The sequence below is a fragment of the Roseitalea sp. MMSF_3546 genome (genome assembly GCF_030732865.1).
Taxonomy (GTDB): Bacteria; Pseudomonadota; Alphaproteobacteria; order Rhizobiales; family Rhizobiaceae; genus Roseitalea.
The window spans coordinates 22,664-48,211 of the sequence record NZ_JASHKB010000003.1 but is presented as its reverse complement, the minus strand read 5'-3'; the positions used below and the strand labels follow the sequence as shown (position 1 = coordinate 48,211).

The 25,548-nt window shown below is 67.2% G+C and carries 22 protein-coding genes, 1 tRNA gene and 1 pseudogene; 13 read left to right on the top strand and 11 right to left on the bottom strand.

Annotation, left to right across the window (positions count from 1 at the left end; translation table 11 throughout):
- Position 1 precedes the first annotated feature (1 nt).
- Positions 2–721 (bottom strand): lipoyl(octanoyl) transferase LipB, encoded by a 720-nt coding sequence (lipB, locus tag RBB34_RS03780; protein ID WP_306117857.1) that lies wholly within the window; start codon positions 719–721, stop codon positions 2–4.
- A gap of 152 nt (positions 722–873) precedes the next feature.
- Here lipB and RBB34_RS03775 point away from each other — a divergent pair.
- Positions 874–958: transfer RNA gene (locus tag RBB34_RS03775), tRNA-Leu, on the top strand.
- Between the two features lie 146 nt (positions 959–1,104).
- Positions 1,105–1,446 carry a hypothetical protein gene (locus RBB34_RS03770; protein WP_306117856.1) on the top strand — a complete coding sequence of 114 codons (342 nt, stop codon included), beginning with the start codon at positions 1,105–1,107 and terminating at the stop codon, positions 1,444–1,446.
- Positions 1,447–1,496: 50 nt separating this feature from the next.
- On the opposite strand, the gene RBB34_RS03765 is transcribed toward RBB34_RS03770, so the two are convergent.
- Both RBB34_RS03765 and RBB34_RS03760 read right to left on the bottom strand, forming a co-directional pair.
- Positions 1,497–1,739, bottom strand: a complete 243-nt coding sequence (locus tag RBB34_RS03765) for a hypothetical protein (protein WP_306117855.1) — start codon at positions 1,737–1,739, stop codon at positions 1,497–1,499.
- 90 nt (positions 1,740–1,829) lie between these two features.
- Entirely contained in the window at positions 1,830–2,216 is a 387-nt protein-coding gene (locus tag RBB34_RS03760) for a DUF1622 domain-containing protein (protein WP_306117854.1), read from the bottom strand.
- A 144-nt stretch (positions 2,217–2,360) separates the two neighbouring features.
- On the opposite strand from RBB34_RS03760, the gene thrS reads away from it, so the two are divergent.
- Positions 2,361–4,376 (top strand): threonine--tRNA ligase, encoded by a 2,016-nt coding sequence (thrS, locus tag RBB34_RS03755; protein WP_306117853.1) that lies wholly within the window; start codon positions 2,361–2,363, stop codon positions 4,374–4,376.
- A gap of 96 nt (positions 4,377–4,472) precedes the next feature.
- Positions 4,473–5,345 carry a lysophospholipid acyltransferase family protein gene (locus tag RBB34_RS03750; RefSeq protein WP_306117852.1) on the top strand — a complete coding sequence of 291 codons (873 nt, stop codon included), beginning with the start codon at positions 4,473–4,475 and terminating at the stop codon, positions 5,343–5,345.
- 3 nt (positions 5,346–5,348) lie between these two features.
- On the opposite strand, the gene RBB34_RS03745 is transcribed toward RBB34_RS03750, so the two are convergent.
- Positions 5,349–6,299, bottom strand: a complete 951-nt coding sequence (locus RBB34_RS03745) for a hypothetical protein (RefSeq protein WP_306117851.1) — start codon at positions 6,297–6,299, stop codon at positions 5,349–5,351.
- Positions 6,300–6,387: 88 nt separating this feature from the next.
- Between RBB34_RS03745 and RBB34_RS03740 the strand changes: the two genes are divergently transcribed.
- Complete coding sequence (locus tag RBB34_RS03740) at positions 6,388–7,005, top strand: nitroreductase (RefSeq protein ID WP_306117850.1); 618 nt, start codon at positions 6,388–6,390, stop codon at positions 7,003–7,005.
- A 165-nt stretch (positions 7,006–7,170) separates the two neighbouring features.
- Complete coding sequence (locus RBB34_RS03735; protein ID WP_306117849.1) at positions 7,171–8,307, top strand: DUF2336 domain-containing protein; 1,137 nt, start codon at positions 7,171–7,173, stop codon at positions 8,305–8,307.
- A 29-nt stretch (positions 8,308–8,336) separates the two neighbouring features.
- On the opposite strand, the pseudogene parE reads toward RBB34_RS03735, so the two are convergent.
- Positions 8,337–10,286, bottom strand: a pseudogene (gene parE / locus RBB34_RS03730) (DNA topoisomerase IV subunit B); the annotation flags it as partial.
- 244 nt (positions 10,287–10,530) lie between these two features.
- On the opposite strand from parE, the gene RBB34_RS03725 reads away from it, so the two are divergent.
- Entirely contained in the window at positions 10,531–11,313 is a 783-nt protein-coding gene (locus RBB34_RS03725; protein ID WP_306117847.1) for an ATP12 family protein, read from the top strand.
- Positions 11,314–11,394: 81 nt separating this feature from the next.
- Positions 11,395–12,927, top strand: a complete 1,533-nt coding sequence (locus tag RBB34_RS03720) for an acyl-CoA carboxylase subunit beta (RefSeq protein WP_306117846.1) — start codon at positions 11,395–11,397, stop codon at positions 12,925–12,927.
- 183 nt (positions 12,928–13,110) lie between these two features.
- Here RBB34_RS03720 and radC read toward each other — a convergent pair whose 3' ends face one another.
- The 4 genes from radC to phaC form a co-directional block, all read right to left on the bottom strand.
- Complete coding sequence (gene radC, locus RBB34_RS03715) at positions 13,111–13,875, bottom strand: DNA repair protein RadC (RefSeq protein WP_306117845.1); 765 nt, start codon at positions 13,873–13,875, stop codon at positions 13,111–13,113.
- Positions 13,876–13,915: 40 nt separating this feature from the next.
- On the bottom strand, positions 13,916–14,749 hold the full coding sequence (gene map, locus RBB34_RS03710; RefSeq protein ID WP_306118031.1) for a type I methionyl aminopeptidase: 834 nt from the start codon (positions 14,747–14,749) through the stop codon (positions 13,916–13,918).
- Between the two features lie 35 nt (positions 14,750–14,784).
- Entirely contained in the window at positions 14,785–15,507 is a 723-nt protein-coding gene (sfsA, locus tag RBB34_RS03705) for a DNA/RNA nuclease SfsA (protein ID WP_306117844.1), read from the bottom strand.
- A gap of 111 nt (positions 15,508–15,618) precedes the next feature.
- On the bottom strand, positions 15,619–17,460 hold the full coding sequence (phaC, locus tag RBB34_RS03700) for a class I poly(R)-hydroxyalkanoic acid synthase (protein ID WP_306117843.1): 1,842 nt from the start codon (positions 17,458–17,460) through the stop codon (positions 15,619–15,621).
- Between the two features lie 136 nt (positions 17,461–17,596).
- On the opposite strand from phaC, the gene RBB34_RS03695 reads away from it, so the two are divergent.
- The 5 genes from RBB34_RS03695 (at position 17,597) to recJ (ending at position 23,587) form a co-directional block, all read left to right on the top strand.
- The gene (locus RBB34_RS03695; RefSeq protein ID WP_306117842.1) at positions 17,597–17,989 is read left to right on the top strand and encodes a hypothetical protein; all 393 of its coding nucleotides are present in this window, start codon (positions 17,597–17,599) and stop codon (positions 17,987–17,989) included.
- A 56-nt stretch (positions 17,990–18,045) separates the two neighbouring features.
- Positions 18,046–19,263 carry an LL-diaminopimelate aminotransferase gene (locus RBB34_RS03690; protein ID WP_306117841.1) on the top strand — a complete coding sequence of 406 codons (1,218 nt, stop codon included), beginning with the start codon at positions 18,046–18,048 and terminating at the stop codon, positions 19,261–19,263.
- A 42-nt stretch (positions 19,264–19,305) separates the two neighbouring features.
- Positions 19,306–20,643, top strand: coding sequence for a homoserine dehydrogenase (locus RBB34_RS03685; protein WP_306117840.1), 1,338 nt, complete (start codon positions 19,306–19,308; stop codon positions 20,641–20,643).
- Positions 20,644–20,775: 132 nt separating this feature from the next.
- Complete coding sequence (glpX, locus tag RBB34_RS03680; RefSeq protein WP_306117839.1) at positions 20,776–21,756, top strand: class II fructose-bisphosphatase; 981 nt, start codon at positions 20,776–20,778, stop codon at positions 21,754–21,756.
- 49 nt (positions 21,757–21,805) lie between these two features.
- A complete protein-coding gene (gene recJ, locus RBB34_RS03675; RefSeq protein WP_306117838.1) occupies positions 21,806–23,587 on the top strand; it encodes a single-stranded-DNA-specific exonuclease RecJ in 1,782 nt (593 codons plus the stop codon).
- On the opposite strand, the gene RBB34_RS03670 is transcribed toward recJ, so the two are convergent.
- Positions 23,588–24,871, bottom strand: a complete 1,284-nt coding sequence (locus tag RBB34_RS03670) for a M23 family metallopeptidase (RefSeq protein WP_306117837.1) — start codon at positions 24,869–24,871, stop codon at positions 23,588–23,590.
- 179 nt (positions 24,872–25,050) lie between these two features.
- The gene (locus tag RBB34_RS03665; protein ID WP_306117836.1) at positions 25,051–25,500 is read right to left on the bottom strand and encodes a peroxiredoxin; all 450 of its coding nucleotides are present in this window, start codon (positions 25,498–25,500) and stop codon (positions 25,051–25,053) included.
- Between the last annotated feature and the right edge of the window lie 48 nt (positions 25,501–25,548).

Here is a 25,548-nt window from a genome sequence, read left to right as displayed (position 1 = left end):
CTCAGCCGACCGGTCCGAAACGGGTTTCGAATTCGGCTTTGAGCGCCAGGTCGAGATCGGCCATCGTGACGGGCAGGCCGAGATCGACCAGGCTGGTGACGCCATAATCGCTCACCCCGCACGGCACGATGCCCGAATAGTGATCGAGGTCGGGTTCCACATTGATCGAAACGCCGTGGAACGACACCCATTTGCGCAGCCGGATGCCGATGGCGGCGATCTTGTCTTCGGCGGCCGTGCCGGGCACGGGGCCGGCGCGCTCGGGCCGCCGCACCCACACGCCGACGCGGTCCTCGCGTCGCTCGCCATGCACGTTGAACCGGTCGAGCGTGCCGATCACCCAGGCTTCCAGCGCCGCAACGAAGGCACGAACGTCCTGCCGGCGGCGCTTGAGGTCGACCATGACATAGGCCACGCGCTGGCCCGGCCCGTGATAGGTGTACTGGCCGCCGCGTCCGGTCCGGTAGACCGGAAACCGTTCCGGATCGGTCAGGTCGGAGGAATCGGCGCTCGTGCCGGCCGTGTAGAGCGGGGGGTGCTCGACGAGCCAGACCAGTTCGGGCGCGTAGCCCCCATGAATGGCGGCAACGCGCGCTTCCATGACGGCGAGCGCCTGCTGGTAGCCGGTCAGCCCTTCGGCGATCCGCCATTGCACCGGCGGCGCGCCGGGCACGGGATGAAACAGGCCCGGCAGATCGCCGCGCGTTCGGGGTCCTTCCATGCTGGGTGCCTGGCTCATCGCTGCCAGATGGCCCATCGCGCCGACCGATGCAAGTCGGCCTTCATGAAGCGATTCGCCCCGCTTGGCCCTTGTGGTTTGAATCCGCCTTTGCTATCGGCACCGGGTCGGCGAGAGCCGGTTTGCCAAGGCGTGCGGCCGTGGCGGAATTGGTAGACGCGCAGCGTTGAGGTCGCTGTGGGGCAACCCGTGGAAGTTCGAGTCTTCTCGGCCGCACCATTTTTAGCTCATTTTCTGATCGCGGCGCTCAAGCCATGTCTGGGGGCGGGCCGAACTGCTGGCCGCCGGACTGCCCATGAGGCCGATGGAACGGTGCGCCATGCGCCGGGTTCCTGCTTCGGATCGATCGCGCAGGGAGCACCATGGTGACCGACGACAAGCCAACCGCCGACCGGCTGCGGCACGACATCGACACCGGCAGGACCGGGGACAAGGTCAGTTATCCCGATCCAGCCGCCGCCCCGCTCGGAACCGACGCCGAGGCCGCCGGCGCGCCGCCGACGCCGAGCCAGGTCGACATGGCCCACCGGGCCGAAACCCGGCAACGCCCCGAAGCCGTTGCGGACCCGGGCAGCGACCGCAATCGCCGCGAACCGGCACGCAAGAGGCGTTACGACGCCATTGCCCCGGTCGCGATCATCGCCGCGATCGTCGCTGTCCTCATCCTCGCGGCGCTGGCGGCGGTGCTGCTGGTGATGCGGGCCTGACCGGCTCGCCGGCCGCGGCGGGCCGGCCGATGCCGGCGCGGGCACGCCGCTCAGAAGCAGCCCTTGTTGGCATGCGCCTTGATCAGTTCCTTGAGCGTCTCGATGTTCTTCAGGTCCTGGTTCTTGACGTCCATCCAGTATTGCCGCAGCCGGTCCTGTCCTTCGGCATTGGCGATGTACTGGTCGTAGCGCCAGACCGCATCGAGCCGCTTGCTCACTTCATGAACCATGTCGTGATCGTGGTTGGCCATGGGCTTGGTCTCGCCCATATGTTCGGTCGCCTCGTCCACCATGTCGAACCTCCTTGCGGTTTCCACCGTCGGCCAACGGCTGGCGATCCCGCTTCGTTCCCGCGTTAATGCGTTCGGCCGCGGTCTCGATGCTCACTTTTCCCGCCAGGGCAGCCGGCCCTCGATCTCCATGGTCAGCGAGAAGCTCAGGAAGGTCCGGATCAGCACGATCACGGCGAGCACGGAGAGGTTTTGAAGCGTCGGGTCGAACGCCACCGTCCCGATGATGTCCGCGGCGACCAGGAATTCCAGACCGAGCAGGATACCGCGCGCCAGAGTGAGCCGGAAGGTGTGATAGGCCTGCGCCCTGCGATCGGCGTCGGCCCAGTCCCGGCCGGCGCGGACGAACGCCCACAACGCGCCCAGGATGATCGCGGTGACGCCCGCGATTTCGGCGCCAAGGGCCACCCGATGCAGGATCGCCTCGAACCACATCGGCGACAGGCCATTGTCCACGGTCTGCTCGATTGCCTGTTCCATTGTCCCTCCCTTGCCCGCCATGGGTCTCGCGCACGGCGCCATTGGCCTCATCAAGCATCTTTACGCCCTGGCCCGAAACCCCTATCTGCGCGGTGCAACAGAACCACCCGCATGTGTTGGCGGGACTGGAAAGGAGAGACGATCATGGCCGCTTCCGGCGAGATTTCCCTGCAATTCCCAGATGGCTCCAAACGCGGCTATCGCGCCGGCACGACGGGCGCCGAGGTCGCCGCCTCGATTTCCAAGTCGCTCGCCAGGAAGGCCGTTGCCATCGCGATCGACGGAAGCGTGCGCGACCTGTCCGATCCGGTGGAGGACGGTGCCGTCGAGATCGTCACGCGCGAGGACCCGCGTGCGCTCGAGCTGATCCGGCACGACGCCGCCCATGTCATGGCCCAGGCCGTGCAGGAGCTCTGGCCCGGCACCCAGGTCACCATCGGGCCGGTGATCGAAAACGGCTTTTACTACGATTTCGCCAAGAACGAACCGTTCACCACCGACGATCTGCCGAAGATCGAAAAGAAGATGGCCGAGATCATCAGGCGCAACGAACGCTTCGAGAAGGAGGTCTGGCCGCGCGACAAGGCCCGGCAGGTGTTCGGCGAGATGGGCGAGCACTACAAGGTCGAACTCGTCGATGCGATCCCGGAGGGCGAGGACGTCAAGATCTACCGCCAGGGCGAATGGTTCGACCTGTGTCGCGGACCGCACATGGTCTCCACCGGCCAGATCGGCAATGCCTTCAAGCTGACCAAGGTGGCCGGCGCCTATTGGCGCGGCGATGCCGACAACGCCATGCTCTCGCGCATCTACGGCACCGCCTGGGCGAGCCGCGAGCAGCTCGATGCCTATCTGCACATGATCGAGGAGGCCGAAAAGCGCGACCACCGGCGCCTGGGTCGCGAGATGGACCTGTTCCACTTCCAGGAGGAGGGTCCGGGCACCGTGTTCTGGCACGGCAAGGGCTGGCGCGTCTTTCAGGCGATCATCGCCTATATGCGCCGCCGCCTCGAAGGCAGCTACGAGGAGGTCAACGCCCCGCAGGTGCTCGACACCGCCCTGTGGGAGACCTCTGGGCACTGGGGCTGGTACCAGGAGAACATGTTCGCGGTGAAATCGGCCCATGCGCTGACCAATCCCGACGACCCCGCTGCCGATCAGCGCGTGTTCGCGCTCAAGCCGATGAACTGCCCCGGTCACGTGCAGATCTTCAAGCACGGGCTGAAATCCTATCGCGACCTGCCCATCCGCATGGCCGAGTTCGGCAATGTGCACCGCTACGAGCCGTCCGGCGCGCTTCACGGGCTGATGCGCGTGCGCGGCTTCACCCAGGACGATGCGCACATCTTCTGCACCGAAGACCAGCTCGAGGCCGAATGCCTGAAGATCAACGAGCTGATGCTGTCGGTCTATCGCGATTTCGGCTTTGACGAGGTGCTGGTCAAGCTCGCCACGCGGCCCGAAAAGCGCGTGGGCACCGACGCCATGTGGGACCATGCCGAGGAGATCCTGCGCCGCGTGCTCGGCCGCATGCAGGCCGAATCGGGCGGGCGCATCACCACTGGGATCAACGAGGGCGAGGGCACCTTTTACGGTCCGAAGTTCGAGTACACCCTGCGCGATGCGATCGGCCGGCAATGGCAATGCGGCACCACGCAGATCGACTTCAACCTGCCCGAACGCTTCGGCGCGTTCTATATCGACTCCGATTCCGAAAAGAAGCAGCCCGTCATGATCCACCGTGCGATCTGCGGGTCGATCGAGCGCTTTCTGGGCATCGTTCTGGAAAACCATGCCGGCCATCTGCCGCTATGGCTGTCGCCGGTGCAGGTCGTGGTCGCCACCATCACCTCGGAGGCGGACGCCTATGCCGAGCGGATCGCACAGGCCCTGCGCGGGGCGGGGCTGAAGGTCGAAACCGATCTGCGCAACGAGAAGATCAACTACAAGGTGCGCGAACACTCGGTCACCAAGGTGCCGGTGATCCTGGTCTGCGGCAAGCGCGAGGCCGAAGAACGCACGGTGTCGATGCGTCGGCTGGGCTCGCGCGACCAGACCGTGCTGGGCTTTGACGAAGCGCTCGCCGCGCTCCAGCAGGAGGCGCTGCCGCCCGATCTTCGCCGCCGGGCCGAGCGATCCGGCCGCCCGGCCGCTGCGTAGTCCGGTCGGTTGGGCTTGAACCTGTCTGGGCAGACAGGCGTTGCGCAACTTGCTAATGTCCCCTCACGGCAAGCAATGTCCGGGCCAGCGACGACGATGACACGCAATGTAAGATTCGCCGAACTGACCTATGCGCGGCCGACGGACCCGCCGATCAAGCGCTGGGTGATCCGGACCGTCGAAACCATGTCGGGCCGCGACCGCCTCGCCGATCTTTACGAGTTCTGGCGCAGCGAGATCTTCGGCAAGCAGGACGGCGTCTTCACCGAGATGCTCAACCTGATCGAGGTCAGGCTCGATGCCGGCGGGCCGTGGCCGCCGCGCGATCTGCCCGATACGCCGCTGGTGATGATTGCCAATCATCCCTATGGCATCGGAGACGGCATTGCGTTCCTGTCGCTGGCCGAACGGCTCGGCCGGCCGTTCCGCGTGATCATCAACAACGATCTGCTCAAGGTGCCCGAACTCCGGCCCTATTCGCTGCCGGTCTCCTTCGAGGAGACCAAGGAGGCGCTCGCGCTGAACCTGAAGACGCGCCAGGAAGCGTTGCGCCTGCTCAAGGAAGGGGTGACGATCATCATCTTTCCCTCCGGCGGGGTGGCGACCGCCCCCAAGGGGCTCGGCCGTGCACAGGACCTGCCGTGGAAGATGTTCGTGGCTCGGCTCGTGCAGGCGGCGAAGGCCTCGGTCATACCGGTCTATTTCGAGGGTCAGAACGGCCGCCTGTTCCATCTTGTCAGCCAGTTCTCGCTGACATTGCGAACCTCGCTGCTCATCCGCGAATTCCAGCGCCTTTACGGCAAGCAGATCAAGGCCTGGATCGGCGAAGTCATGCCCTGGGATCAACTGGCCGGATACACCGACCGCAAGGATCTGCTGCAGCACCTGCATGACAGCGTGTTCCGGCTCGACCCGCGCCGCGCCTCCCGCGCCCATGGCGAGCAAGCGCGCAACGCCCCGTGTGGCTAGCGGTCATCGCGCCGCCGTCGCGTTTTCGCCGTTGGCGATGACGCGCACGGTGACGTCCTTGCCCGCTTCCACGGTGATGTCGCGCTGATATATGTTGTCGCGATTCTTGGCGATGACCGTGTAGTCGCCGGCGGCCAGCACCATTTCCGGATAGGCGCCCACATGCTCGGCGATGACCTCGCCGGACACGCCGACCACCGACCATGCCGTGTCCGCCAGCGGATAGCCGTCCTCCGAGCGCACCAGGTTCAGCGTCACCTGCGCGGCCCGGTGCTCGATCGACGCCTCGGTCAACTGTCCGGCCTCCACGAGCAGGTCGGCCCGGATCGTCGCATTGACCTCGCCGTAGTCGGAAACCACGTGATAGGTGCCCGCGTGCAGCCGGATCGTCCGCCCTGGCGGCACGTCGGGCAGGATCAGTTCGCGCTCGCCGCTGTCGCCGGCGGTAAAGATGTCAAAGCTGAGCTTGGAGCGCCGCACTTCGCCGCCATCGGGCAGCATGGCTTCGAGCTTGAGCCCGCCGGCGTTCAGAACCATGGATTTCTGCACCGTTTCCGCGCCCAGATCGATCCGCGCGCTGGCCGCCGCCCGGCCGAAGGCGCCATGGATGAGATAGCTGCCCGTCTCGAGCTGGAAGCGCGCCGGCCCGCCGCGGGCGACGGCGATCAGCGGCAATTTGCCATCGGGGCCACTCTGGGCGCCGAAGATGCGCCACACCATACCGTCGGCAAGCGGTGCGCTCTGCTCGGTCAGGCGTGCATCGAGCAGCAACTCGCCCGATGTGACGCCGAACAGCGGCGCAACGCGTTCGGCCGGCGCATAGCTCAGCGGCTCGACCGCCTGTTGCTGTTCCTGCTCATCCTGCGCCTGCGTCGGCCCGGCCGCGACCAGTCCGGCCATCCCCGCCACCACCATGGCGCGCGCACAACGTGAAACACGCGAAAATGTCGTCACGAAACCCTCCGGTGCCGAACTGAAAGCCCAATCGGGTGGCAATTTCAAGGCCGCTGTCGCATATCGGAGACAAATCACAGGAGGGCCCATGTCTGCCGAAACCGCTCGCACCGCCGATGAAACCGTCCTTGCCTTTCTCGAGCGCCGCCGCTCGGTGCCGCTGACGCAGATCACCGGTCCCGGCCCGACCGAGGCCGAGTTGCGCCGGCTCCTGGGGATCGCGGCCCGTGCGCCCGACCATGGGCGTCTCGAGCCATGGCGGTTCATCGTCTACCGGCCGGAAGCGGGCCGCGCCATCGGCGAAAGGCTCGCTGCGCTCGCCGAGCGTCGCAACGGGCCGATGCGCGAGGACGAGCGCGAACGCGAGCGCAACCGGCTGGCCCGCGCGCCCGTGGCCGTTGGCGTGGTCTCCACCGCCGCCGAGCATGACCGGATCCCGCAATGGGAGCAGTTCCTGTCGGCCGGCGCGGTGGCGATGAACCTTGTCACCGCCGCCACCGCCCAGGGCCTTGCCGCCAATTGGGTGACCGGCTGGTTCTGCGACGATGCCCAGGGCAGGGCGATCATCGGCCTTGCGCCGCATGAGCGGATGGCGGCGATCGTCCATATCGGCCACTGCAACGCCGTCATCCCGGACCGTCCGCGGCCCGATGTCGACGCGCTGATCACGCAGGCAAAGGCGCCGGCCGGCGAACCGGCCGCTTGAAGCCGGCGTGGCGGACTTGACGTGCGGCACATTGCTGGCGGCACGCGCGTCAACGAATGTCGGGCGTGGAACACCAGGGTTAACGGGCCCTTGCCGGTGATGGTGAACCAAACGTAAACCATTTGCGCCTAGCGTCGGCCGCATGGTGAGCCGGGGTGCAATGCGTTGATCGTACGGCAGTTTCTCAAGTGGAAGGAATCGGCGGACGTCACGCGGCGCGCCGCCGCGGCGGCCGCGCTGGCGCGCGCCTATCTGACCGCCGCTCTCGATATCGACGAGCGCGTCGCCGCCGAGGCGGCGCTCACGCTGCTGCTCGACGATCCGTCCCCGAAAGTGCGCCTGGCGCTCGCCGAGGCGCTGTCGACGAGCCCGCGGGCTCCGGCCCAGATCGTGACCGCGCTGGCCCATGACCAGACCGAGATCGCCGCGATGATCCTGGCGCGGTCGCCGGTGATCGCCGAAAGCGATCTGGTCGAGCGAGCGCGTGGCGCCTCCGGCCGGCTGCAGGGCCTGATCGCCGCGCGACCCGAAGTCCCGCCGCGTCTCGCCCTCGCTCTGGCCCGCCATGGGTCGGCCGACAGCGCGGTGGCGCTCCTGTCCAATGCCAATGCCCGCATCTGCGCCCGGTGCCGGGCGATCATCGTCGAACGCCATGCCGGTCACGCCGGTGTCCGGGGCGCGCTTTTGCAGCGCGGCGACCTCGAACCCGAGCTGCGCTACGCGCTGATGCGCGCGGCCGGCACCGCGCTCGGCGAAAGCGCGCTCTACCGGCATGCGGTGGGCGAGGCGGCGCCCGAACTGATTCGCGACACGCGCCAGAAGGCGCTGTGCGCGCTTTTGAGGACGCTGGACGGCGCGCCCTGCGAAAAGCTGATCGACGCGCTCGGCGACACCGGCGATCTGACGCCCGTGATGATGGTGCGCGCGGCCTGCGAGGGCCAGATCGACTTCCTCGCCGAACTCCTGTCCGTGCTCACCGAGGTGCCCACGGGGCGTGTGACCGCGATCATGGTCAATCATCGGCCCAACCAGTTGCGCGCGCTGCTCGGCCGGGCCGGACTGGTCGAGCCGGTCCAGACGGTGCTGGTCCATGCCGTGGCGCTGTGGCGCGAGATCGCCATCGGCCGGCTTGTCGCCGGCGTCCAGGAGGTCACGCGCCGGCTGATCGAGACCATGGACGAGGAGCGGCGCGGCTCGCCGCACGCGGCCAATGACGACATCGTCGACCTGTTGCGCGCGATCCACCTCGATGCCATGCGCGACAATGCCCGCGCGCACGCCCGCGAACTGGCGGCGGCCTGAGCGCGACGGCCCGTACCCCGCCGCGGCGCTCAGATGTCCAGATCCCTGGCAAACGCCGCGTTGTCCTGGATGAAGCGAAAGCGCGCCTCGGGCTTGGTGCCCATCAGCGAATCGACGGTCTTCCGCGTGCCGGCCGGGTCGATCTCGTCGATCTCCACGCGCAGCAGCATCCGCTTGGCCGGATCCATGGTGGTCTCCTTGAGCTGCTTGGGCAGCATCTCGCCCAGGCCCTTGAAGCGACTGATCTCGACCTTTTTGCTGTCATTGAATTCGCGGGCCAGAAGCTCGGCGCGGTGCGCGTCGTCGCGCGCATAGGCGGTGCGCCCGCCCTGGCTGAGCTTGTACAGCGGCGGCACCGCAAGGAACAGGTGCCCGTTGCGGATCAGCTCCGGCATCTCCGAGAAGAAGAAGGTGATCAGCAGCGAAGCGATATGCGCGCCGTCCACATCGGCGTCGGTCATGATGATCACCCGCTCGTAGCGCAGATCGTCCTGTCGGTACTTTGACCGCGTGCCGCAGCCCAGCGCCTGGACGATGTCGGCGAGCTGCTGGTTGGCGCCGAGCTTGTCGCGGCCCGCCGCGGCGACGTTGAGGATCTTGCCGCGCAGCGGCAGGATGGCTTGCGTCGCCCGGTCGCGCGCCTGCTTGGCCGATCCGCCCGCCGAATCGCCCTCGACGATGAAGATCTCCGCGCCCGCCGCCGCGTTCTGCGAGCAGTCGGCGAGCTTGCCCGGCAGCCGCAGCTTGCGCACCGCGCTCTTGCGGCTGACCTCCTTTTCCTTGCGACGGCGCACGCGCTCGTCGGCGCGCTCGATCACCCAGTCGAGCAACTGGTTGGCCTGTTGCGGCGAGGCGGTCAGCCAGTGGTCGAACGGATCGCGCAGGGCGGTGTCGACGATGCGCTGGGCCTCGGTGGTCGCCAGCCGGTCCTTGGTCTGGCCGACGAATTCGGGCTCGCGCACGAACACCGACAGCATCGCCGCCGCCGACAGCATGACATCGTCGGTGGTGATGATCGCGGCGCGCTTGTTGCCGACCATCTCGCCATAGGCCTTCAGCCCGCGCGTGATCGCCTGGCGAAGCCCGGCCTCATGGGTGCCGCCCTCGGGCGTTGGGATGGTGTTGCAGTAGGAATGAACGAATCCGTCTCCCGTGTGCCAGGTGATCGCCCATTCGAGCGCGCCATGCCCGCTCGCCTTTTCGGTGCGCCCGGCGAACACCTGATCGGTGACGCGATGATCGCCAGGCAGCGAGGCTTCGAGATAGTCCTTGAGCCCGCCCGGGAAGTGAAAGGTCGCCTTGAGCGGGGTCTTGTCGCGATCCTTGGGTGCGACGAGCGCCTCGGCGCATTCCCAGCGGATTTCCACGCCGCCGAACAGATAGGCCTTCGAGCGCGCCATGCGCGCCAGCCGCGCCGGATCGAAGCTGACATTGGCGCCGAAGATCGCCGCATCGGGACGAAAGCGCACCCGCGTGCCGCGCCGGTTGTGCACCTCGCCCAGATCCTCGATCGGGCCGAGCGGCACGCCGCGGCTGAAGCGCTGACGGTAGAGCCGCCGATTGCGTGCCACCTCGACCTCGAGGCTCTCCGACAGCGCATTGACGACCGACACGCCGACGCCGTGCAGCCCGCCCGACGTCTCATAGGCCTTGCCGTCGAACTTGCCGCCCGCATGCAGCGTGGTCATGATCACTTCGAGCGCCGACTTGTCCTTGTACTTCGGATGCGCATCGACCGGGATGCCGCGCCCGTTGTCGGAAACGGTCAGCGCCCCGTCAGCGTCGAGCGACACCTCGATGAAGCTGGCGTGGCCGGCCACCGCCTCGTCCATGGAATTGTCGATCACCTCGGCGAACAGGTGATGCAGCGCCTTGGCGTCCGTGCCGCCGATATACATGCCCGGCCGGCGCCGCACCGGCTCCAGCCCCTCCAGCACCTCGATCGAGGCGGCATCGTAATCGCTTCCGTTCGTGGCCGCCTGCGCCTTGCCGGCGCGGCCGCGCGCTGAAGGTTTTCCGTGCGCGGCGGGCGAGGGGGCCGGCTGCGCATTGCCGAAGAGATCGCCTGTGTCGTCCATGACCATCCATTGTCCGAGAATTCGGGCCGAATCAGGCCGCACTATCGCATATGGGCGCGCCGGTGGCGAAACGCCACGGCCACCGCTCTTGCCGCATGGGCCACCGATCGGCTATCGCGCAAGCTGCATCTTGGGAGTTACGATCGTGCGCGACCTGCTGGCGCAATTGCACACCGACCAGCCCGCCGATCCGATGGGCGCGGCACGGGCCAATATGCGACCCGACCTGCCCCGGCGGTTTTACGACAAGGTGGCCGTCGGCGAACATGACGGCGGCTTTGCCGTCGAACTCGACGGCCGGCCGGCCCGCACGCCCGGCAAGGCGATCGTCGCGCTCGGAACCGCGCCGGCCGCGCGCATCGTCGCCGACGAATTCGGCGCCCAGGAAGAGACGATCGATCCGTCGACCATGCCGGCCTTCCGGCTTGTCAACACGGCAATCGACGGCGTGGCGGCCGACCCCCAGGCGGTGCATGAAGACATCGTGCGTTTCTTCGGCTCCGACCTCGTGTGCTACCGGGCCGAGGGGCCCGAAACGCTCGTCGCCCTCCAGCGCGACAGTTGGGACGGCCCGCTCGAATGGGCCGAGCGCCAGGCCGGCGGACGGTTTCATCTCGCCGAAGGGGTCATCCATGTCGCCCAGCCGCGCGAGACGCTCAGGGCCATGGCCGCGCTGGTCGCTCAGGTGACCGATCCGGTCGCCCTCGCCGCGCTGCATTCGATGACCACGCTCACCGGCTCGGCGGTCCTTGCTTATGGCGTCTACCGCGCCGCATGGGGCGCCGACGACGCCTGGGCCGCTGCCCATGTCGACGAGGATTTCAACATCGCCCAATGGGGCGAGGACGCCCAGGCGCGCGCCGTCCGGCAGCGCCGCCGGCGCGAGATGGATGCCGCCGCGCGGATGATCGACGCGCTTCGCACATAGCCCGCCTCGTCCGTACGCCGTATTGTCTTGCCCGCAGACCCTGCTATCGCAGGACAGAACCGATCTGCGAGGGGACGTTTCATGAAAGAGGTGATCGAGGAACTGCACCGGCGCCGCGCCGTGGCGATGCTCGGCGGCGGGCAAAAGCGCATCGAGGCCCAACACGCCCGCGGCAAGCTGACCGCGCGCGAACGGCTGGCCGTGCTGCTGGACGAGGGCAGTTTCGAGGAGTTCGACATGTTCGTCGAACACCGCTGCACCGACTTTTCCATGGACGAAACCAGGATCCCCGGCGACGGCGTCGTCACCGGCTGGGGCACGATCAACGGCCGCACGGTCTTCGTCTTCGCCAAGGACTTCACCGTCTTTGGCGGCTCGCTTTCGGAAACGCACGCCGGCAAGATCATGAAGGTCCAGGACATGGCGCTCAGGAACCGGGCGCCGATCATCGGGCTCTACGATGCCGGCGGCGCGCGCATCCAGGAGGGCGTGGCCGCGCTCGGCGGCTATGCCGAGGTCTTCCAGCGCAATATCCTGGCCTCGGGCGTCATCCCGCAGATTTCGGTGATCATGGGCCCGTGCGCGGGGGGCGATGTCTATTCGCCGGCGATGACCGACTTCGTCTTCATGGTGCGCGAGCGCTCCTACATGTTCGTCACCGGACCGGACGTGGTCAGGACCGTCACCAACGAGTCCGTCACCGCCGAGGAACTGGGCGGAGCCAGGGTGCACACCACGCGCTCGTCGATCGCCGATGGCGCCTATGACGACGATGTCGACGCGCTCTTGCAGATGCGCCGGCTGGTCGATTTCCTGCCCGCTTCCAACACCGCGCCGGTGCCCGAACTCGCCCATCACCAATCCTCGGCCGTCCCCGACCCGTCCTTGGACACATTGGTGCCCGACAACGCCAACAAGCCCTACGACATCACCGAACTGATCGAGAAGACGGTCGATGAGGGCGACTTCTTCGAGATCCAGGCCGAATTCGCCAGAAACATCGTCACCGGATTCGGCCGCATGGAAGGCCGCACCACCGGTTTCGTCGCCAATCAGCCGCTGGTGCTGGCGGGCGTGCTCGATTCCGATGCCAGCCGCAAGGCGGCGCGTTTCGTTCGGTTCTGCGACGCGTTCTCGATCCCGATCGTCACCTTCGTCGACGTGCCGGGCTTCCTGCCGGGCACCAGCCAGGAATATGGCGGGCTGATCAAGCACGGCGCGAAGCTTCTGTTCGCCTATGGCGAGGCGACCGTGCCCAAGGTGACCGTGATCACGCGCAAGGCGTTCGGCGGGGCCTATGACGTGATGGCCTCCAAGCATCTGCGCGGCGACATCAACTATGCCTGGCCTTCGGCGCAGATCGCCGTGATGGGCGCCAAGGGGGCGGTCGAGATCATCCACCGCAAGGACCTGGGCGATCCCAACAGGATCGAGGCCCATACCCGGTCCTATGAGGATCGGTTCCTGTCGCCCTTCGTCGCCGCCGAGCGCGGCTATGTCGACGAGGTGATCATGCCGCGCGATACGCGGCCGCGGGTGGCCCGGGCGCTGCGGCTGCTCAGGAACAAGGATCTGCAAAACCCCTGGAAGAAGCACGACAACATTCCGTTGTGAGGTGCGCGGTCAAACCTCCCCCTTGAGGGGAGGTCGGCGAGTGCCGAGTGAAACGAGGCAGAGCCGGGTGGGGGTGCCGGTGCTGACATCGCGGTCATTTGTTACCCCCACCCGCTCGACCATCGCACGCTCGGTCTCGCGTGCCTCCCCTCAAGGGGGAGGCGAGACGCGCACACCCGCCCGTCACATCAGCCCCAGCCCCTTCAGGCTGGCATGGCCGGACTTGCCGATGATCACATGGTCGTGAACGAGGATGCCGAGCGGGGCGAGCACATCGACGATCGTCTTGGTCATCTGGATGTCGGCCCGCGAGGGCGTGGGATCGCCCGACGGATGGTTGTGGACCAGCACCACCGCGGTGGCGTGCAGTTCGACCGACCGGCGCAGCACCTCGCGCGGATAGACCGGGGTGTGGTCGACCGTGCCGGTCTGCTGCACCTCGTCGGCGATCAGCCCGTTCTTCTTGTCAAGATAAAGCACCCGGAACTGCTCGCGGCTCTCATGCGCCATGGCGGCGGTGCAATAGTCGATGACCGCCGACCACGAACTGAGCACCCGCCTGTCGTCAATTCCCTGGCGCGCCATCAGCCGGCCGGCGGCGGCGACGATCTTCAGATCGAGCGCGCTCGCCTCGCCCATGCCGGGCACCTCGGCCAGCCGCCTTGCGTCGGCGCCGAGCACCGCGCCGAACGATCCGAACCTGGCGATCAGCGCCTTGGCGATCGGCTTCGTGTCCCGGCGCGGGATCGACCGGTACAGCACCATTTCGAGCAGTTCGTAGTCGGCGAGCGCCTCGCTGCCCGCGCGCGCGAAGCGCGCCCTCAGCCGGTCCCTGTGGCCGGCATTGGGCGAGGGCCGGGGCACCTTTTCGTCCGGAGGTTGCGGCTTCGGGCGGGACCCTTGCGATTCGGAAAAGAATGCCTGCCGCTCGTCATCGTCTCCGCCCATCACCGCCCCGCTGTGCCGGCGCTGTGCCCGGCCGCTCGCCTTACCGTGTGATCGGAAGCCCCGGTCGGTCAAGACCGCCGGGCGACAGGGTGAAGACCTCGCAGCCGGTCTCGGTCACCCCGACCGTGTGCTCGTACTGCGCCGAAAGCGAGCGGTCGCGCGTGACCGCCGTCCAGCCATCGCCCAGTACCTTGACGTGCGCCCGGCCCAGATTGATCATCGGCTCGATGGTGAAGATCATGCCCGGCTTCATCTCGGCACCCTCGTCGGCGCGGCCGTAATGCAGCACGTTGGGTGCGTCGTGGAACAACTGGCCGATGCCGTGTCCGCAGAAGTCGCGCACCACCGAGCAGCGCTCGCCCTCGGCATGAGCCTGGATGGCCGCGCCGATCGCGCCCATGCGCGCACCGGGCCTGACCGCCGCGATGCCGCGCATCAGGCATTCATGGGTGACCTCGAGCAGCCGCTCTGCGGCGCGCTTGGGCTGGCCGACCGGATACATGCGCGAGGAGTCGCCATGCCAGCCATCGAGCACATAGGTCACGTCGACATTGACGATATCGCCATTGCGCAGCGGCTTGTCGTTGGGAATGCCGTGGCAGACGACATGGTTGATCGAGGTGCACGAACTCTTGGTATAGCCGCGATAGTTGAGCGTCGCCGGCACGGCGTCGTGGTCCATGCCGAACTCGAACAGGAACCGGTCGATGCGGCTGGTGGTCGTGCCCGGCACGACGAGCGGGGCCACTTCGTCGAGTGCCCTTGCCACGAGCGCGCCGGCCTTGCGCATGCCGGCGAAGCCGGCTTCGCCATGAAGCCGGATCTGGCCGGTGTTCTTGACCGGTGCGATGGCTGCGTCCAGATAGCTGACCATGTTGTCCGTCCGTTCCTGCCGGGCGACCCCGCGCGTCATTGCGCCGCCGTCATGATGGGTTCATCGATGGGAATGACCGCTTCGGGCACGATCGCACTCCGCGAGATTTGGCATCGAACGGCGAAAGCTTCAAGTCCGAGCCCCACCGCCCGGTCGAATTGCGCCGCGTAGTCGGGGTCGAGATCGCGGCAAAGGCGCAGGCTTTCGCAGTCTGCGCGCTGGATCAGATAGACCATGATCGCGCGATGCCCGCCCTGCGCCATCGCCGCCAGTTCGCGCAGATGCTTGGCGCCGCGCGCCGTTTTGGTATCGGGAAACTCGGCGAGGCCGGCCCGGCGCCGCAGATGCACGTTCTTGACCTCGACATAGGCGCGCCCGCGCGCGGGATCCTCGAGCAGGATGTCGATGCGCGAATTGGCGCCGTATTTGCGCTCGCGGGCAAGGCTCGCATATTCGCCCAGATCGCCGATCATGCCGGCGTCGATCGCCTCCTCGACGAGCCGGTTGGGCAGGCCGGTATTGATGCCGACCAGCGTACCGTCGGCCTCGACGATCTCCAGCCGGTGCGGATATTTGCGCTTGGGGTCGCACGACCGCGACAGCAGGACGCGCGCGCCCGGCGCGGTCAGGCCCATCATCGAGCCGGTATTGGGCACCGAGACGGTCGCCTCGCCGCCATCGGCCAGGGTGACGTCGGCCAGAAAGCGCTTGTAGCGGCGGATCAGCCGCGCCTCGATCAGCGGCGGGTCGAAGATCATGTCAGACAATCCGGATCGGCACGGCATGAAACACCCCACCCTGTACCCCAGGGACAGAGGGGGGCGGATGCGAACGCGTTGCGATGGGCCACGTCTGGGCGACCCCGCCCGTCACACCCTGACGCGCACATAGTCTCCCGGCGCGTCGGCCAGGGGCTTCTTGCGGCCGATCCCCGGCTTGCGCGCCTTGACCTCGGCATCGTCGTGCTCGCGGATCCAGCCGTCCCAATGGGGCCACCACGAGCCTTGCGTCATTTCGGCCTTTTCCAGCCACTCGGCGAACGTGCCCTCGACCTTCGGGCCCGACCAGAACTGGTACTTGTTGCGATGCGGCGGGTTGACGACGCCGGCAATATGACCCGAGCCTCCGAGCACGTAGGTGACCGCGCCGCCGAACAGCTTGGAACCCTCGAACACCGACAGGGCCGGCGCGATATGGTCCTCGCGCGTGGCCAGGTTGTAGACCGGAACGGTGACGTCGCCCAGATTGATGCGCTTGCCCGAAAGCCGCATCATCCCGCGGGCGAGATTGTTCTCGTGATAGCAGTTGCGCAGATAGAAGATGTGGTTGGCCGCAGCCATGCGCGTGGAATCGGCGTTCCAGTAAAGCAGATCGAAGGGCAGGGGATCCTTGCCCTTCATGTAGTTGTTGACGACATACGGCCAGATCAGGTCGCCCGCGCGCAGCATGTTGAAGGCGGTCGCCATCTTCGAGCCGTCCAGATAGCCGCTGCGCTTCATGCGCGCTTCCAGCGCCTCGAGCTGTTCGTCGTCGACGAACACCTTCAGATCGCCCGCATGGGTGAAGTCGACCTGCGTGGTGAATAGGGTTGCCGTGGCGATGCGTTCGTCGCCATTGCGCGCCATCAGTGCCAGCGCCGCGGCCAGCAGCGTGCCGCCCACGCAGTAGCCGATGGCGTTGACGCGCGTCTCGCCGGTGGCCTGCCGGACCGCATCGAGCGCAAAGAACAGCCCGTCCTCGACATAGGCGTTCCAGTCCATCGTGGCGTGGCGTTCATCCGGGTTGACCCAGGACATCACGAACACGGTGTGGCCCTGGCCGACCGCCCATCTGATGAAGGATTTGTCCGGGTTCAGATCGAGGATGTAGAACTTGTTGATCCATGGCGGGCAGATCAGAAGCGGCCGCTTGAGAACGGTATCGGTCGTCGGCGCGTACTGGATCACCTCGACCAGATCGCTGCGCGCGATCACCTTGCCCGGCGTGGTGGCCAGGTTCTTGCCGATCTCGAACTTGGAATAGTCCGCCTGGCGCAGGCGCACCTCGCCCTTGCCGGACTTGATGTCGTCGGCCAGCATCTCCATGCCGCGCACCAGATTGGCGCCGTTCGTGGCCACCGTCTCCTTGAAGATCTCCGGGTTGGAAACCATGAAATTCGACGGCGACAGCGCACTGGTGAACTGGCGCATGTAGAATTGCGCCTTGTGCTTGGTGTGCGGGTCCAGTCCCTCGGCCTCGTCGACAAGCTCGCTCGCCCAGTTCGAGGTCACCAGATAGGCCTGTTTGAGGAAGGAGAAGAAGGCATTGTCCTTCCAGTCCTCGTCGGCGAATCGCTTGTCGCGCGGGTCCGTGCTCACCGCCTCGGCAATGGAGGGGTCGCCCATCCGCTTGATCGAGTTGGCCCAGATGTTCATGTAGCCCGAGAACAGCCTGGTCTGCGCCTCGATCGCCCGCTGCGGGTCCGACAGCCAGTATTCGGTGACCTTGGAGAAGGTCTTGGCCATCTCGGCGGCCGGCTCGGAGATGGTATCGTGCGTTTCCCCGCGCTCGCGCGGGGCCACCCAGTTCGCCGCGGCGTGACCGGCCGCCTCGATCATCCGCGCAAGGTTGCGGGCGAATGCCTCGGGATCCTTGATCACATAGGCATCGAGCGCATCGGCCTGACCGTCATGGGCCCCGGTTTGATCGGGGTCTTTTGCCTTTGCGCTCATTGACTGTTCATCCCAAATCGTCCGGACTGCCGCATCCGGAGGGCCGCACGACGCGGCCCGGGCTTGCGGCGGCCTTGCTCAGGCCATACTAGCGTTGCAGTTCGATGACCATCAAGCAGAACGAAGGCCCAACGCCTTGGCCCTGACACGATCCGCCCTTGTCGCCATTGCGCTTGGCCCGCTTTTCGGAGGCGCGCTGGCCGGCTGCACGTCGAGTTCGTCCATCGACACCGCATTCGCCGATCTTGCGCCGACCGCACCGCCGGCCGCTCACGGGTCCGATCTGGTCCCTCAGGTCGCGATTCGCAATACGGGCACCTATCCCAACCTCAATCGCGAGCCGCAGTCACGATTGCAGGCCGGCGATCCGCGCACGCGAACCGCGCTCTTCGCCCAGATGCAGGCGCTCGCCGCCGCCAGGGCGGCCGGACGGATCTCGACGCAGGCCTACCGGGCCCGGCTGGCGGAGTTGCAGCGGCTCGCCGCCACGCACTCGGACGAAACGCTGGCACGGATCGAGCAACGCTGACACTCGATTTCTGCGCCGGTGCGAGCTATAGCATGTGAGCAAACCGGATGCCCGCCATGCAAGAGTTCCACAAGACAAGGCGCCTGCCGCCCTATGTGTTCGAACAGGTCAACCGCCTGAAGGCGGATGCGCGCGCGGCCGGCCGCGACATCATCGACCTGGGCATGGGCAATCCCGATCTGCCGACCCCGCAAACGATCGTCGACAAGCTGTGCGAGACGGTGCGCGATCCGCGCACGCACCGCTATTCCTCCTCAAGGGGCATTCCGGGGCTGAGAAAGGCGCAGGCCGCCTATTACGCGCGCCGGTTCGGCATCAAGCTCGACCCGGAAACGCAGATCGTCGCCACGCTGGGCTCCAAGGAGGGCTTCGCCAACATGGCCCAGGCGATCACCGCGCCGGGCGATGTGGTGCTGTGCCCCGATCCGACCTATCCGATCCACGCCTTCGGCTTCATCATGTCGGGCGGGGTGATCCGCTCCGTGCCGGCCGCGCCCGACGAGACCTTCATGGCCGCGCTCGAGCGCGCCATCAAGCACTCCATACCCAAGCCGCTGGCCGTGATTCTCAACTTCCCGTCCAACCCGACCGCCTATGTGGCTACGCTGGATTTCTACCGGGACGTGGTCGCGTTCGCCCGCCGGCACGATCTGATCATCCTGTCGGATCTGGCCTATGCGGAGATCTATTTCGGCGCGACGCCGCCGCCCTCGGTGCTCGAGGTGCCCGGCGCGATGGATCTGTGCGTCGAGTTCACCTCCATGTCCAAGACCTTTTCCATGCCGGGCTGGCGCATGGGTTTCGCGGTCGGCAACGAGCGGCTGATCGGCGCGCTGACCCGGGTCAAGTCCTATCTCGACTACGGCGCCTTCACCCCGATCCAGGTCGCCGCCACCGCCGCGCTCAATGGCGACGGTTCTGACATCGCCCAGGTGCGCGACACCTACCGGCGCCGCCGCGACGTGCTGGTGTCGGGCTTTTCCAATGCCGGCTTCGCCGTGCCCGCGCCCGAGGCGACCATGTTCGCCTGGGCGCCGGTGCCCGAGCCGTTCCGGCATCTGGGCTCGCTGGAGTTTTCCAAGCTGCTGATCGAAAGGGCCGATGTGGCCGTCGCGCCCGGCGTCGGCTTCGGCGAGCATGGCGACGACCATGTGCGCATCGCTCTTGTCGAAAACGAGCACCGAATCCGGCAGGCCGCGCGCAACATCCGGCGCTTCGTTTCGAGCGCCGACAGCAATCTGCACAATGTGGTCTCTCTGACCGCGCGGCGCTGAGCGCGCCCGACCATTCCAGGCGCCATTGAAGGGACGATCGAGATGAGTGAGAGTTTGCGCGTCGGGCTTGCCGGCCTTGGCACGGTGGGCGCCTCGGTGGCGCGCGTTCTGGCGCACAAGAGCGAGGTGTTGACCGCGCAATGCGGCCGGCCCGTCGAGGTGACCGCGGTCAGCGCCCGCGACCGGCAAAAGGACCGTGGCTTCGAGCACGCCGGCATGCACTGGTTTGACGATCCGGTGCAACTGGCCGCGAGCAATCACATCGATGTCTTCGTCGAACTGATCGGCGGCGAGGACGGGCCGGCGCTGGCCAGCGTGGACGCCGCGCTCGATGCCGGCCGGCACGTGGTCACCGCCAACAAGGCGTTGCTCGCCCGCCATGGCGTCTCGCTCGCCCAAAAGGCCGAGCAGGCGGGCGTCATCCTGAATTTCGAGGCGGCGGTCGCCGGCGGCATCCCGATCATCAAGACGATGCGCGAATCGCTGTCGGGCAATGACGTCACCCGCGTCTACGGTATCCTCAACGGCACGGCGAACTACATCCTCACGCGCATGGAGCACGACGGGATCGGCTTCAACACCTGCCTCGCCGAGGCCCAGCGGCTCGGCTATGCCGAGGCCGATCCGACCTTCGACATCGAGGGGCACGACACCGCGCACAAGCTGGCCATCCTGACGAGCCTGGCCTTCGGCACGCAGATCGCTGCCGACGAAATCTACATGGAGGGCATTTCCAACATCTCGCTAGCCGATATCCAGGCGGCGCGCGAGCTGGGTTACCGCATCAAGCTGCTCGGCGTCGCCCAGCGCACCGCCACGGGCATCGAGCAGCGCGTGCATCCGACCATGGTGCCGCTCGGCTCGGTGATCGCCCAGGTCGAGGGCGTGACCAATGCGGTGGCCGTCGAGGCCGACATCGTCGGCTCGCTGCTGATGTCCGGGCCCGGCGCGGGCGGCAATGCGACCGCCTCGGCGGTGATCGGCGACATCGCCGACATCGCCAAGTCCCAGCCCGGCCGCCAGCAGGCGCCGGCGCTCGGTCGTCCCGCGGCAACGCTCGCCCCTTACGTGCGGGCGCGCATGCGGGCCCACTCGGGCGGCTATTTCGTGCGTCTGACCGTCCATGATCGCAAGGGCGTGTTCGCGGCGATCGCGACGCGCATGGCCGAAAACGACATCTCGCTGGAATCGATCGTCCAGCACGGCGACGCGCCCATGGCGCATGCGGCCCATGATGGCGCCGACAACCCGCCCAAGACGGTGATCCTGATCACCCACGAGACGACCGAGCAGGCGATTCGCAAGGCGATCGAGGCCATGGTCCGTGACGGCCACCTGATCGACCGGCCGCAGGTCATCCGTATCGAGAAGGCCGAATGAGGCCCGGTCCGGCGCAGTTGGACGATCAACGTTAAATCGATTTTGTTTGGGGCAGGGCCCTTTTCGACTTTGTCATGGGGCCGCTGTATGGTCTGTGACCTGCAGAACGATGAACCGGATTTGGCGCCGCCGATGAACGAGACCATGCACACCCCCGGGCTGACCCGCGAACTGTCGATCGAACTGGCGCGCGTGTCCGAGCGCGCGGCGGTGGCGGCGGCCCGCCTGCGCGGACGCGGCGACGAGAAGGCGGCCGATCAGGTCGCCGTCGATGCCATGCGCGCCGAACTCAACCGCCTGCCGATCTCCGGCACGGTGGTGATCGGCGAGGGCGAGCGCGACGAGGCGCCCATGCTCTATATCGGCGAGAACGTCGGCGCCGGCGGCGGGCCCGAGGTCGACATCGCGCTCGACCCGCTGGAGGGCACGACGGTCTGCGCCAAGAACCAGCCCAATTCGTTGGCCGTGATCGCCATCGCCTCGAAGGGCAGCCTGCTCAACGCGCCCGATGTCTACATGGAAAAGATCGCCATAGGGCCGGGCTACCCCGACGGCCTTGTCGACCTGGACGCAGCGCCGGCCGACAACATCTATGCGCTGGCCAATGCCAAGAACGTGCCGGTCAACGAGATCACCGCCTGCATCCTCGACCGGCCGCGCCATGCCGCGCTGATCGACGCGGTGCGCGAGGCGGGCGCGGCGATCAGCCTGATCGGCGACGGTGATGTCGCCGGCGTGATCGACACGACCGACCCCGAGGACACCGGCATCGACATCTATATCGGCACCGGCGGGGCGCCCGAGGGCGTGCTCGCCGCCGCCGCGCTGCGCTGCGTGGGCGGGCAGATGCAGGGCCGGCTGATCCTCGACACCGACGAGAAGCGGGCCCGCGCCGAGCGCATGGGCATCGCCGATCCCGGGCGCGTCTACGCGATCCACGACATGGCCAGCGGCGACGTACTGTTCGCCGCGACCGGCGTCACCGATGGCAAGATGCTGGCCGGGGTGCGCTTTGCCCGCAATTTCATCGAGACCGAGACCATCGTCATGCGCTCGCAGTCCAAGACGATCCGCGAAATCACCGCGCGGCACCTGGACATGGAAAAGTTCTGAGCCGCAGCGCGCTGCTTGACGCCATCGCGCCGCCGGGCGAGATGACGCCATGACCGAACATCAAAGGCCGTTCCTCGATGTGCGCGTTTCGGCCTGCGAGCGCCGTTGGGTGGAACGCCTAACCCCGCGCCAGGCCAATATCGCGCTCGACATCGCCCAGACGCACGGCATCGAGGACATCGTGGCGCGCGTCCTGGCCGGGCGCAACGTGACCGTCGAGGCCGCGCCCGGTTTCCTCGACCCGACGATCCGGGCGCTGATGCCCGACCCTTCCGTCGTCACCGACCTCAACGCGGCAGCGGCGCGCATCGTCCAGGCGATCGCCAATGGCGAGCGCGTGGCGATCTTCGGCGATTACGATGTCGACGGCGCCGCCTCCAGTGCGCTGCTGCAGAGGTTCCTGCGTCAGCTGGGCATCCAGGCGCAGGTCTATATCCCCGACCGCATCTTCGAGGGCTATGGTCCCAATCCCGAGGCGCTGCGCGCGCTTGCCGAGACGGCCGACCTGATCGTCACGGTCGATTGCGGCACCAACAGCGCGAAGGCGTTCGAGGCCGTCGCCGGCAGCGGTACCGACATCGTCGTCATCGACCACCACCAGGTGGGCGGGCCTGTGCCCGCGGTCCGCGCCGTGGTCAATCCCAATCGCGAGGACGATCTGTCCGGGCTGGGCCATCTGTGCGCGGCCGGCGTGGTCTTCATGACACTGGTCGATGTCGCTCGCCAGCTCCGGCAGGGTGGCCGGACGGATCTGCCCGACCTGATGGGCATGCTCGACCTCGTGGCCCTGGCGACGGTCTGCGATGTCGTCCCGCTGATCGGGCTGAACCGGGCCTTCGTGACCAAGGGGCTCGTCGTCGCCCGGCGCATGCGCAATCCCGGTCTGGCCGCGCTGACGGCGGTTGCGCGCATCGGCGAGCCGCTGAACCCGTTCCATCTGGGCTTTTTGATCGGCCCTCGCATCAATGCCGGCGGGCGCATCGGCAATGCCGCGCTCGGTGCTCAACTGCTTGCCACGGACGATGCCGACACCGCGCACTCGCTCGCCGCACGGCTCGACGCGCTCAACACCGAGCGCCAGGCCATCGAGACGGCCATGGTCGAGGAGGCCAAGGCCGAAGCGGCGCTCGAAATGCGGTCGGCGCATCCGCCCGCCGTGATCGTCACCGCCAGCGGCGACTGGCATCCGGGCATTGTCGGGCTGATCGCGGCGCGGCTGCGCGAGACGACGCGCCGACCGGCCTTTGCCATCGCCTTCGACGCGGCGGGCCGCGGCACCGGCTCCGGCCGGTCCATCGCCGGGTTCGATCTGGGCCGGCTGGTGCGTCAGGCGGTCGAGGCCGGCCTGCTCGAAAAGGGCGGCGGCCATGCCATGGCGGCCGGCATCACGGTGATGCGCGACAGGCTCGCCGATCTTCGCGCCTTCTTCGAGGCGCAGACCGGCAATGCGGTGGATGCGCTCGTCGCCAGCGATACGCTGAAGATCGACGGCGCGCTGTCATCGGCCGGCGTGACGGTGGAACTGATCGAGCGGCTGCACGCCGCCGGCCCCTACGGGACGGGCCATTCCGAGCCGATCTTTGCGTTTCCCCATCACCAGGTCGCCTCGGTCCGGCCGGTCGGCAACGGCCATCTGAAACTGTCCCTGCGCGGGCTCGGCCTGCGCCCGCTCGATGCGATCGCCTTTCGGGTTGCCGATCAGCCCCTGGGCCGCCTGTTGTCGGAGCATGCCGGCCGGACGCTGCATCTGGCCGGCACGGTCTCGATCAATCACTGGAACGGGCGGCGCACGCCGCAGCTTCGCGTCATCGACGCGGCGCCGCCGGCCTGATCACAGATAGGCACCCAGCTTGTTGCCCGCGCGCAGATAGCGCATCGGGTCGACCGCCCGTTCGCCCGCCCGCACCTCGTAGTGCAGATGCGGCCCGGTCGACCGGCCCGTATTGCCCGAGGCGCCGATCTTCTGGCCCGCGACGACGCGCTGGCCACGCTTGACGTCGATCCGGCTCATATGGGCAAAGCGCGTCGTCAGCCCGTTGCCGTGATCGATCTCGACCATCTTGCCATAGCCGCCATTGCGTCCGGCGGTGACGACCTTGCCCGCCGCCGTCGCGCGGATCGGCGTGCCGGTCGGCGCGCGAAAGTCGATGCCCGCATGAAAGGCGCTGCGCCCGATGATGGGATCGCGCCGCTTGCCAAAGCCGCTGGTGATGGCCTGGCCGGGCACGGGATGGGCGATCGGATAGGCCGAGACCTCCCCGCGCGCTTGGTCCAGCGCGTCGAGCGCGGCCTGCAGCGATTGCAGCCCTTCGACGAAAGCCTGGCCGGGCATGTCTTCGGCATAGGGCACGAACGGGCCGCCCACGGCCTCGACCTGCACCGGCTCGGCATCGATGGACAGCCCATTGGCGCGGGCGGTCTCGATCAGCTCGTTGCGCTTGGCAAGGGCGGCGCGCGTCAGCGTGCTCAACTGGGCGAACTGGTTCGTTTCGAGTTCATCGAGCGTCGTGTCGACCTGGCCCAGGCGCGCAAATCCATCGCGCGCACCGGCCCCGGGCAGCCGCGCGGTCCGTTGTGTGGGCGCGGCCCCTTCATCGACCCGGGCGCTGCCACGCATCGACGGCGCGAGCGATGCCTTCCGGCTCGTTCCGTCGAGCCGGTCGGGCCGCTGCGCCGGAATGGGCAGCACCTCGTCCGGCACCGCGCCGGGCATCACACCGGTCGCCCGTGCCCGCTCCACCAGCGGCATCAGCGCGCCCGAGCGCTGCGCCAGCGCCGACTGGCGGTTGGCCAGTTCGGCGATCTTGCGTTCGATGAACTGCTGGTCGAGCAGCCGGTGCGAGGTGATCCGGTCGACCTCCACCCGCAGCGCGGCGATCCGGTCCTCATAGGTGTGCTGTACGCGCGCCTGGCGCATGAGCGCGGCATCGATGATGTCGTCGCGCATGATCAGATAGCCCGTGGCGACCAGATAGCCGCAACTGGCGGCCAGCAGCACCGATCCGGCCAGGGCGGCGACCCACGGACGCAGCGTGAAATGCCGGATATGGCTGCCCTTTGCGATAACGATGGTGTGTGGTTCAGTGCGGCGTCCGAATATGGCCGTTTTGTTCACGTTCCCATGCCCCCGACAGTCGACGTTTCGGGCGCAATTAGAAATCGTTAGGGTTAACAATCGGTGTCACGCCCCACACGCGAAGATTGCGGCGGGCCGTGGCCGCCAGTGCCGGTTCAGTCGTGCCGGCGATGGCGTCCGCGGAAGGGCGGGGGCGCGGCCGCCCCCTGGCCCGACCGTCAGCCGGCGAGCGCGCGTGCCTCTTCAAGCACGGCCTCGGCGTGGCCGGGCACCTTCACCTTGCGCCAGGCCTTGGCGATCCGGCCATCGGCATCGATCAGGAAGGTCGAGCGGTCAACGCCCATATATTTCTTGCCGTACATGCTCTTTTCCACCCACACGCCATAGGCCTCGATGGCTTGCCTGTCTTCATCGGCCAAAAGCGTGACCGTCAGATCGTGCTTTGCCTTGAACTTGTCGTGCTTTGCAACGCTGTCGGGCGAAACGCCAAGTATGACGGTGTTGGCCGCAGCAAAATCCTCCAGCAGTCCCGAGAACTCGACAGCTTCCTTTGTGCAGCCGCTGGTGTCGTCTTTGGGATAGAAGTACAGGACGACCTGCTTCCCCTTCAGTGAGGACAGCGACATTGTTTCGCCATTGTCGGCAGGCAGATTGAAGTCGGGCGCCATTGCGCCGGCATCGGGACTGGTCACGTCTGGTTTCCCTCGCAAGTTGGA

Excerpts from the sequence above, each read along its gene's own strand:
- lipB (WP_306117857.1), bottom strand. The coding sequence starts at position 721 with ATGGAAGGACCCCGAACGCGCGGCGATCTGCCGGGCCTGTTTCATCCC.
- RBB34_RS03765 (WP_306117855.1), bottom strand. The coding sequence starts at position 1,739 with ATGGTGGACGAGGCGACCGAACATATGGGCGAGACCAAGCCCATGGCC.
- RBB34_RS03760 (WP_306117854.1), bottom strand. The coding sequence starts at position 2,216 with ATGGAACAGGCAATCGAGCAGACCGTGGACAATGGCCTGTCGCCGATG.
- thrS (WP_306117853.1), top strand. The coding sequence starts at position 2,361 with ATGGCCGCTTCCGGCGAGATTTCCCTGCAATTCCCAGATGGCTCCAAA.
- RBB34_RS03750 (WP_306117852.1), top strand. The coding sequence starts at position 4,473 with ATGACACGCAATGTAAGATTCGCCGAACTGACCTATGCGCGGCCGACG.
- RBB34_RS03740 (WP_306117850.1), top strand. The coding sequence starts at position 6,388 with ATGTCTGCCGAAACCGCTCGCACCGCCGATGAAACCGTCCTTGCCTTT.
- RBB34_RS03720 (WP_306117846.1), top strand. The coding sequence starts at position 11,395 with ATGAAAGAGGTGATCGAGGAACTGCACCGGCGCCGCGCCGTGGCGATG.
- radC (WP_306117845.1), bottom strand. The coding sequence starts at position 13,875 with ATGGGCGGAGACGATGACGAGCGGCAGGCATTCTTTTCCGAATCGCAA.
- map (WP_306118031.1), bottom strand. The coding sequence starts at position 14,749 with ATGGTCAGCTATCTGGACGCAGCCATCGCACCGGTCAAGAACACCGGC.
- sfsA (WP_306117844.1), bottom strand. The coding sequence starts at position 15,507 with ATGATCTTCGACCCGCCGCTGATCGAGGCGCGGCTGATCCGCCGCTAC.
- phaC (WP_306117843.1), bottom strand. The coding sequence starts at position 17,460 with ATGAGCGCAAAGGCAAAAGACCCCGATCAAACCGGGGCCCATGACGGT.
- RBB34_RS03690 (WP_306117841.1), top strand. The coding sequence starts at position 18,046 with ATGCAAGAGTTCCACAAGACAAGGCGCCTGCCGCCCTATGTGTTCGAA.
- RBB34_RS03685 (WP_306117840.1), top strand. The coding sequence starts at position 19,306 with ATGAGTGAGAGTTTGCGCGTCGGGCTTGCCGGCCTTGGCACGGTGGGC.
- glpX (WP_306117839.1), top strand. The coding sequence starts at position 20,776 with ATGAACGAGACCATGCACACCCCCGGGCTGACCCGCGAACTGTCGATC.
- recJ (WP_306117838.1), top strand. The coding sequence starts at position 21,806 with ATGACCGAACATCAAAGGCCGTTCCTCGATGTGCGCGTTTCGGCCTGC.
- RBB34_RS03665 (WP_306117836.1), bottom strand. The coding sequence starts at position 25,500 with ATGGCGCCCGACTTCAATCTGCCTGCCGACAATGGCGAAACAATGTCG.